We start from the raw sequence: 8,459 nt of genomic DNA, 5'->3' as shown, positions 1-8,459 counted from the left end.
GCCCAAAGCAAAGGGAAATCCATGACTGTCAATATCCGGAACTGGCAGGAATTGAAGAAGCCCAGCAACCTGGAAATCAAGGCTGGCAGCGACGGCAAGCGCAAGGCGACGTTCGTCGCCGAACCGCTTGAGCGCGGTTTCGGCCTGACGCTCGGCAACGCGCTGCGCCGCGTGCTGCTCTCGTCGCTCCAGGGTGCGGCGATCACGTCGATCAAGATCGAGAATGTGCTCCACGAATTCTCGAGCCTCGCCGGCGTGCGTGAAGACGTCACCGACATCGTGCTCAACGTGAAGCAGGTCGCACTCAAGATGGAAGGCGAAGGCCCGAAGCGGCTCCAGCTTTCGGCGACCGGTCCCGCGACCGTCAAGGCCGGCGATATCATGGTGTCGGGCGACATCAAGGTGATGAACCCGAACCATGTCATCTGCCACCTCGACGATGGCGCGACGCTGAACATGGAACTCGTTGCCGACACCGGCAAGGGCTATGTCCCCGCGACCGCCAACCGTCCGGTCGACGCGCCGATCGGCCTGATCCCGGTCGACTCGCTCTACTCGCCCGTGCGCCAGGTCGCCTACAAGGTCGACAATGCTCGCATCGGTCAGGAGCTGGACTATGACAAGCTGAACCTGACCGTCGAAACCGACGGCACGGTGACCCCCGAAGATGCCGTCGCCTATGCCGCGCGCATCCTTCAGGACCAGCTCCAGGTCTTCGTCCACTTCGAAGAAGCGATGAACGACAGCGGCCTGATCGGCATGGCGGCGCCGTCGGCGGCCGCCGACGAGTCGGACGTCAACCAGCTCAACCGCTTCCTTCTCAAGAAGGTCGACGAGCTCGAACTGTCGGTCCGTTCGGCCAACTGCCTCAAGAACGACAATATCATCTATATCGGCGACCTCGTTCAGAAGACCGAAGCCGAAATGCTCCGCACGCCGAACTTCGGCCGCAAGTCCCTGAACGAAATCAAGGAAGTGCTGTCGTCGATGGGCCTGCGTCTCGGCATGGACATCCCCGGCTGGCCGCCGGAGAATATCGAGGAAATGGCCAAGAAGCTGGAGCAGGAACTGCTGGGTTAATTCTGAACCTTCTCCCGTCGGGAGAAGGATACGCAGCCTTGCCGACTTGTCGGCTAGGCGAAGTTGGATGAGGGGTTCTGCGCTCTCGTGATAGGGCCGATCCCCTCACCCAGCTCCAGCTAGGCAACAAGTTGCCAAGCTTTCGCAACCCTCTCCCGACGGGAGAGGGGCGTGCAACGGGAATGGGTCGGCCCGCACATCGACCTGGCTTGGGGTACCAGATGGACCCCATCAAAGTGCTACTTTGATGGGAACCCGCTAAACGGCCCCTCTGACAAACGAAGGAATGGATTATGCGTCATAAATCGGGTGGCCGGAAGCTTCAGCGCACGAGCGCGCATCGCACGGCCCTGTTCCGCAACATGTCGGCCTCGCTTATCAAGCACGAGCAAATCACGACGACCGTCGCCAAGGCGAAGGAACTGCGCCCCTATGTCGAAAAGCTGGTGACGCTGGCGAAGCGCGGTGGCCTTGCCAACCGCCGCCTCGCGATGAGCCGCCTGATGGACGATGCGCAGCTGACCAAGCTGTTCGACGTCCTCGCGACACGCTACAAGGACCGCAACGGCGGCTATACCCGCATCATCAAGGCCGGCATCCGCGCCTCGGATGCGGCGCCGATGGCCGTCATCGAATTCGTCGACCGCGACGTCGACGCCAAGGGCCAGGATTCCGGCCCGGTCGAACAGTTCGACGAGGATATGGCCGAAGCCTGAGCTTCGCCTCTTCGCCAAAAGATCAAGGGCGGCGTCCGAAAGGACGGCCGCCCTTTTTCATATGCGGCGGGGTCTGCTTTGGGGTGGAGGCCATCGGCCTTGCGCAAGGTCGATGGCCCCATCCCAACCCCTCCCCTGAAGGGGAGGGGCTTTCTTCTCTCAATGGCAGCTCCCGGTCGAAACCCGCCGCCCCCTCACTGGCCCGGAAAACTGTCCCGTCACCGGACAGAATCCCTACCCACATCGCAATTTTAACCCGATATTAGCCATCCCGCGCCCATAGCGCATCCATGCAACGGCGGGACCAGAGCCGATACCGCTGGCTGGGGGGCCAGTGTTTGCAGTCTGCGCGAGCCTGTATCATGCTCGTCTGGCTGGCGTTTACGCTTGCCGCCAATCCCGCCATCGCGCAGACCACCACGACCTACAGCAACACCACCGCGGGCACGATCAACGCCGCGACCACCTGCACCGCGCTGCTCGTGCGCAATTTCACCGTCGGCGCCAGCTATACCGTCGGCGACGTCGATCTTGGCCTGCTCGCGACGCACAGCTGGCGCGGCGACCTGCGCGTCACACTGCAATCGCCCGCCGGAACGCGCGTCCAGCTCGTCAACGGCGATACTGGCAGCATCGACGGCAATAATTTCAACGTCCGCCTCGACGACGACGCGGCGCAGACGGTCAATACCGACGGCAATGGCACCAATCATTCGAACAGCGCGCCGCCCTATCAGAATGTCTTCAGCCCCAATGCGCCGCTGTCGGCTTTCAACGGCGAGAACAGCGCCGGGACCTGGCGGCTCGAGATTTGCGACCAATATCCGTCGGCCGACAACGGCAATTTCGTGCGCGCCGACCTTTACCTCACCGGCGTGCCGTCGAGCTATGCCGACCTTTCGCTGACCAAATCGGTCAGCAACGCCGCCCCGGCGTTCGGGGCGAGCATCGACTATGTGCTGAGCGTCACCAATGCGAGCGGGTCGACGCTGACCGCGACCGGCGTGACGGTGCAGGACAATCTGCCCGCAGGGTTCAACTTCACGGGCGCGTCGGGTTTCGGCAGCTATAACAGCGCGACGGGCGTGTGGACCGTGGGGAGCGTCCCGGCGGGGACGACGCGGACCTTGACGATCAGCGGCACCGTCGCCGCGACCGCGGGCGCGAGCGTCACCAACAGCGCCGAAATCGGCGCCTCCTCGGCGTTCGATTTCGATTCGACCCCCGGCAATGGCGCGGCGGGCGAGGATGATTCCGACAGTGCGAGTTTCACCGTATCGGGGACGCGCGTCGCGGGGACACCGCCGGCGCTCGTCTGCCCGGTCGGAACGACGGTGCACGACTGGGACAGCGTCACCTGGCCCGCGGGCACGACCAGCGCCGGCGCGGCGCTGACCGCGATCGGCAGCGCGAGTTTCAACATCGCGGTCAGCGGCGGAAGCTTTTTGAGCAATGCCACCTATGGCGGCCAGTCGCCGACGCGGCAGAATGTCGTCACCGGCGGGCTGACGCCCGCGCAATATTCGATCTTCGAGCTCGTCGATTTCACCAGCCAGGCGGGGAGTGTCACCACCACAATCACACTGCCGACCGCGGTTCCCGGCGCGCAGTTCAGGCTGTTCGACGTCGATTATGCGTCGGGCCAGTTCGCCGACCGCGTCACCGTCACGGGAACCTATAATGGCGTCGCCGTTACGCCCATACTCACTAACGGCACCGCCAATTATGTGATCGGGAACAGCGCCTATGGCGACGTGCTGTCGGCCGACGGCAGCGCCGACGGCACGGTCACCGTGACCTTCAACGCGCCCGTCGACGGCATCACCATCGAATATGGCAGCCACAGCCTCGCCCCCGCCAATCCGGGGCAGCAGGGCATGGCACTCCACGACATTATCTTCTGCCGCCCGACCGCCAATCTGGTGATCGCGAAGACAAGCAGCGTCGTCAGCGACTCGGTCAACGGCACGGCCAATGCCAAGGCGATTCCGGGCGCCCGGATGCGATACTGCATCCTCGTCACCAACAATGGCAGCGGCACCGCGACCGGCATCGCCGTCGCCGATGCGCTGCCGGCCGGAATGAGCTTCATCGCCGGATCGCTGCGCAGCGGCACGAGCTGCGCGGGCGCGACGAGCGTCGAAGACGACAATGCGAACGGCGCCGACGAGAGCGATCCGTTCGGCGCGTCGGTCGCGGGCACGACGGTCGCCGCGACCACCGCGACGCTGTTGCCCGCGGCGGCGATGGCGATCGCGTTCGAGGTCGCGATCGACTGACGACCGGCCCCGATTGCATTCTATACCGGATAGTCTAAATGCGCGGCATGAGCACGCGCACCGCCTCCGACAGCAACGATCCCATCGTCGAAACCCGCGACCAGCTCGCGGCGCCCATGATCAAGGGCGAAAAGCCCAGGGATCGCTGGCGGATCGGCACCGAGCACGAGAAATTCGTCTATCGCACCGCCGATCATCGCGCGCCCTCCTATGACGAGCCCGGCGGCATCCACGACCTGCTCATGGCGCTCACCCGCTTCGGCTGGGAGCCGGTGATCGAGGGCGGCAAGGTGATCGCGCTGGCGGGCAGCGACGGCACCGTCAGCCTCGAACCCGCTGGGCAGCTCGAACTCTCCGGCGCGCCGCTCGAAAATCTGCACCAGACCTGCGCCGAAACCGGCCGGCATCTGAAGCAGGTGAAGGAAGTCGGCGCCGAACTCGGTCTCGGCTTCCTCGGCCTCGGCATGTGGCCCGACAAGACGCGCGCAGAACTGCCGATCATGCCCAAGGGGCGCTACAAGATCATGCTCGAACATATGCCGCGCGTCGGCAGCCTCGGGCTCGACATGATGCTGCGCACCTGCACGATCCAGACCAACCTCGACTATGCGAGCGAGGCCGACATGGTGCAGAAATTCCGCGTCAGCCTCGCCCTCCAGCCGCTCGCGACCGCGCTCTTCGCCAGCTCGCCGTTCACCGAAGGGCGGCCGAACGGTTTCATGTCGTACCGCAGCCATATCTGGACCGACACCGACCCCGCGCGCACCGGCATGTTGCCCTTCGTGTTCGAGGATGGCTTCGGCTACGAACGCTATGTCGACTATATGCTGGGCGTACCGATGTATTTCGTCTTTCGCGACGGCAAATATATCGACGCCGCGGGACAAAGCTTTCGCGACTTCCTGAAGGGTGAACTACCCGCGCTCCCCGGCGAGAAGCCGCGTCTCTCCGACTGGAACGACCATCTTTCGACGGCCTTTCCCGAAGTGCGCCTCAAAAGCTTCCTCGAAATGCGCGGCGCCGACGGCGGCCCGTGGAATCGCATCTGCGCGCTACCGGCGCTGTGGGTCGGGCTGCTTTACGACCAGGGCGCGCTCGACGCCGCGTGGGATCTGGTCAAGGGCTGGAGCATCGAGGAGCAGCAGAGCCTGCGCGACGCAGTGCCAAGCGAAGGCCTCGACGCGCTCGCGCCCGGCGGCGGCACGGTTGGCGAGCTGGCGCATCATGTGCTCGACATCGCGGCGGCGGGGCTCAAGGCGCGCGGCGAGGTCAACTCGATGGGCGACAATGAGGTCGGCTTCCTCGAACCGCTCCGCCGCATCGCCAAAAGCGGCAAATCGCCCGCGCACGACCTGCTCGATCGCTACGACGGACCGTGGAACCACGATCTTTCGAAAATCTATGACGAGCTGAGCTTCTAAGGCGACGTCGGCTTTGGGGTGGGGAGCGGACGTTGCGGCAATTTGGCCCCTCCCCTTCAGGGGAGGGGCAACGCAGACTTGGCAGCTTGCTGCCTAGTCGTAGTGGGGTGGGGTCTATCGGCCTTGCGCAAGGCCGATGGACCCCACCCCCAACCCCTCCCCTGAAGGGGAGGGGCTTTCTTCTCTCAATGGCCGCAACCGGTCGCTAGCTCCCTTCCAGCGCACGCCGCCACCGCCAAAAAGAAAACCGGCGCGGATCGCTCCGCGCCGGCTTCCCTCGGGTAATCGTTGAAGCGTTACGCGTCAGGCGACGCGGCGCACCTCATTGCCTTCGTCGTCGATGTCGCGAAGGACATAACCGCGGCCCCAGACCGTCTCGATATAATTTTCACCCCCACAAGCCAGCGCCAGCTTCTTCCTGAGCTTGCAGATGAAGACGTCGATGATCTTGAGTTCGGGCTCGTCCATCCCGCCGTAAAGGTGGTTCAGGAACATTTCCTTGGTCAGCGTCGTGCCCTTGCGCAAGCTAAGCAGCTCGAGCATCTGATATTCCTTGCCGGTCAGATGCACGCGGATGCTGTCGACCTCGACCGTCTTGGTGTCGAGATTGACCGCGAGCTTGCCAGTCTTGATGACGCTCTGGCTGTGGCCCTTCGAGCGGCGGACAACCGCATGGATGCGTGCGACCAGCTCGTCGCGGTGGAACGGCTTGGTGACATAATCGTCGGCGCCGAAGCCGAACGAGCGCACCTTCGAATCCATTTCGGAAATGCCCGACAGGATCAGCACCGGCGTCTGCACCTTTGCAGTGCGCAGCTTTTTCAGCACGTCATAGCCGTGCATGTCGGGCAGGTTCAGGTCGAGCAGAATGATGTCGTAATCATAGAGCTTGCCGAGATCCAGGCCTTCCTCGCCCAGATCGGTCGTATAGACGTTGAAGCCCTCGGTGGTGAGCATCGTGTCGATCGCTTTCGCGGTCGTCGGCTCGTCCTCGATCAGCAGTACGCGCATTGGGCACCCCTTTTTCCCACGATAATCCCGCGAACCGATCGCATGACCATCAAGGATGTCACCGACCAACCCCCGTTGCAGGACTGCCGGAACATTAACCATGAAAGCAATGAAGGGAAAAGGTTAATTTTGATTTAACCGGCGGAAGTCCGCGAGTCGCGTCCAATTTGCAACACTCGCTCAGACCGTTTTCGGATCATGGTGAAGCGCCACATGGCGATCATGTGCCCCGGTACAGGACATTTTGAGCGTGTCGACGAGATGATCCGAAAGCGCGCGCACGCGCGCCGGACGCAGCCGCGAGGGCGGCGACAACAGGTGCAGATGCGACTGCGGCGGCGACCAGTCGGCGAGGATCGGGACAACCGCGCCCGACGCCAGCGCGTCGGCGGCGATGAAGTCGGGCAGCAGCGCGATCCCGACCCCCGCGACGACGAGCGGCACCGCGATATCGCCATTGTTCGCGAATAGGGGGCCGGTGGGGAGCACCGTCGCCTCTTCGCCCTTGCGGTGAAAGTGCAGCGGCATCGCGCGTTGACGGTGGCCGTAACCGATCAGCCGGTGGCCCGAGAGATCGAGCGGATGCTTGGGCGTGCCGTGCTTCTCCAGATAGGCGGGGCTCGCGATCACCGAAGCCGCGACCGGCGCGATCGTCCGCGCGAGCAGGCTCGAATCGGCGAGCGGCGATATGCGCAGCGTCAGGTCGATCCCCTCCGCCACCGGATCGTTGCGCGCATCGCTCAGCAGCACCTCGATCTCGACCGCGGGATGCCGTTCGAGGAAGGCGGCGAGCGGCGGGCCGAGCACCTTGATCCCGAAGCTCATCGGCGCGGCGAGGCGGATCGGGCCCGCGAGGTCGACGCGGTCGCCGCGCGCAGCCTCGGTCGCCGCGGTCGCCGCCGCGACCATCGCGCGCGCCTCGTCGAGCAGGCCCGCGCCCGCGGTCGACACCGCGACGACGCGCGAGCTGCGGTGCAGCAGGGTGATGCCGAGCGATGCCTCGAGCCGCGTCACCGCCTTCGACACGCTCGCCTTCGACAGGCCGAGCGCGGCGGCGGCGGCGGTGAAGCTGCCGCCCTCGGCGACGGCGACGAAACAGGCCCAGCCTTCATAGTCGGGAAGCGCCATGGAATATCTCTCAATTGGAAACGATGGTTTTCTATCTACGCTATTTTCGAAACGATCCAAGCGCCTATCTTGTCCTCAACAGATGAGCCGCCGGGCACCCCGGCCCAAGGGGCGGCAAGCAAAGGACAAGGCCAATGATCGATATTCGCAAATTCGACACGCTGGGCCACGCCGACCATGGCTGGCTCGATGCCCGTCACCATTTCTCCTTCGCGAACTACCATGATCCGAAGCGGATGGGCTGGGGCGCGCTGCGCGTCTGGAACGACGACGCCATCGCGGCACAGTCGGGTTTCCCCCCGCACCCGCACCGCGACATGGAAATCATCACCTATGTCCGCACCGGCGCGATCAGCCATCGCGACTCCATGGGCAATGCCGGCCGCACCGCGGCGGGCGACGTTCAGGTGATGAGCGCCGGGACGGGCGTGACGCACAGCGAGTTCAACCTCGAGGATGAGGAAACGACGCTGTTCCAGATCTGGATCATCCCCGATCGCGAAGGCGGCAACCCCGGCTGGGGCGCGCGCCAGTTTCCCAAGGCCGACCGCTCGGGCCGGTTCGTAACGCTGGCGAGCGGGATCGAGGGCGATGAGGATGCGCTGCCGATCCGCGCCGATGCCCGCGTCGCCGCGGCAACGGTGAACGCCGGCGAAACGGTCTCCTACGACCTCGACGCCGGACGCCACGCCTATCTGGTCGCCGCCAAGGGCCGCATCCGCGTCAACGGCGAGGATGCCGATCCGCGCGACGGCATCGCGCTTCGCGATGTCGGCACGATCAGCGTCGAGGCGCTCGACGACGCCGAACTGGTGCTCGTGGAC

At 64.5% G+C, this 8,459-nt stretch carries 7 protein-coding genes; 5 read left to right on the top strand and 2 right to left on the bottom strand.

Annotated elements, in window-relative coordinates; all coding sequences use genetic code 11:
* Positions 1–21 precede the first annotated feature (21 nt).
* From FG95_RS16605 to FG95_RS16590, 4 genes are all read left to right on the top strand, one after another.
* Positions 22–1,080 (top strand): DNA-directed RNA polymerase subunit alpha, encoded by a 1,059-nt coding sequence (locus FG95_RS16605; protein ID WP_037557329.1) that lies wholly within the window; start codon positions 22–24, stop codon positions 1,078–1,080.
* 293 nt (positions 1,081–1,373) lie between these two features.
* Positions 1,374–1,796 carry a 50S ribosomal protein L17 gene (rplQ, locus tag FG95_RS16600; protein ID WP_037557327.1) on the top strand — a complete coding sequence of 141 codons (423 nt, stop codon included), beginning with the start codon at positions 1,374–1,376 and terminating at the stop codon, positions 1,794–1,796.
* Positions 1,797–2,158: 362 nt separating this feature from the next.
* On the top strand, positions 2,159–4,075 hold the full coding sequence (locus FG95_RS16595; RefSeq protein ID WP_037557326.1) for a proprotein convertase P-domain-containing protein: 1,917 nt from the start codon (positions 2,159–2,161) through the stop codon (positions 4,073–4,075).
* A 47-nt stretch (positions 4,076–4,122) separates the two neighbouring features.
* On the top strand, positions 4,123–5,496 hold the full coding sequence (locus tag FG95_RS16590) for a glutamate--cysteine ligase (protein WP_037557330.1): 1,374 nt from the start codon (positions 4,123–4,125) through the stop codon (positions 5,494–5,496).
* A 303-nt stretch (positions 5,497–5,799) separates the two neighbouring features.
* On the opposite strand, the gene ctrA is transcribed toward FG95_RS16590, so the two are convergent.
* Both ctrA and FG95_RS16580 read right to left on the bottom strand, forming a co-directional pair.
* A complete protein-coding gene (gene ctrA / locus FG95_RS16585; RefSeq protein ID WP_037557325.1) occupies positions 5,800–6,507 on the bottom strand; it encodes a response regulator transcription factor CtrA in 708 nt (235 codons plus the stop codon).
* Positions 6,508–6,687: 180 nt separating this feature from the next.
* Complete coding sequence (locus FG95_RS16580; protein WP_037557322.1) at positions 6,688–7,635, bottom strand: LysR family transcriptional regulator; 948 nt, start codon at positions 7,633–7,635, stop codon at positions 6,688–6,690.
* A 134-nt stretch (positions 7,636–7,769) separates the two neighbouring features.
* Between FG95_RS16580 and FG95_RS16575 the strand changes: the two genes are divergently transcribed.
* Positions 7,770–8,459 (top strand): pirin family protein (locus FG95_RS16575; RefSeq protein WP_037557321.1); only part of this gene is annotated, 690 nt, incomplete at its 3' end.

Source organism: Sphingopyxis sp. LC363 (assembly GCF_000756385.1).
In the GTDB taxonomy this organism is placed as follows: domain Bacteria; phylum Pseudomonadota; class Alphaproteobacteria; order Sphingomonadales; family Sphingomonadaceae; genus Sphingopyxis.
Note: the sequence above shows the minus strand (reverse complement) of the source record. Positions and strands in the feature narration are given on the sequence as shown.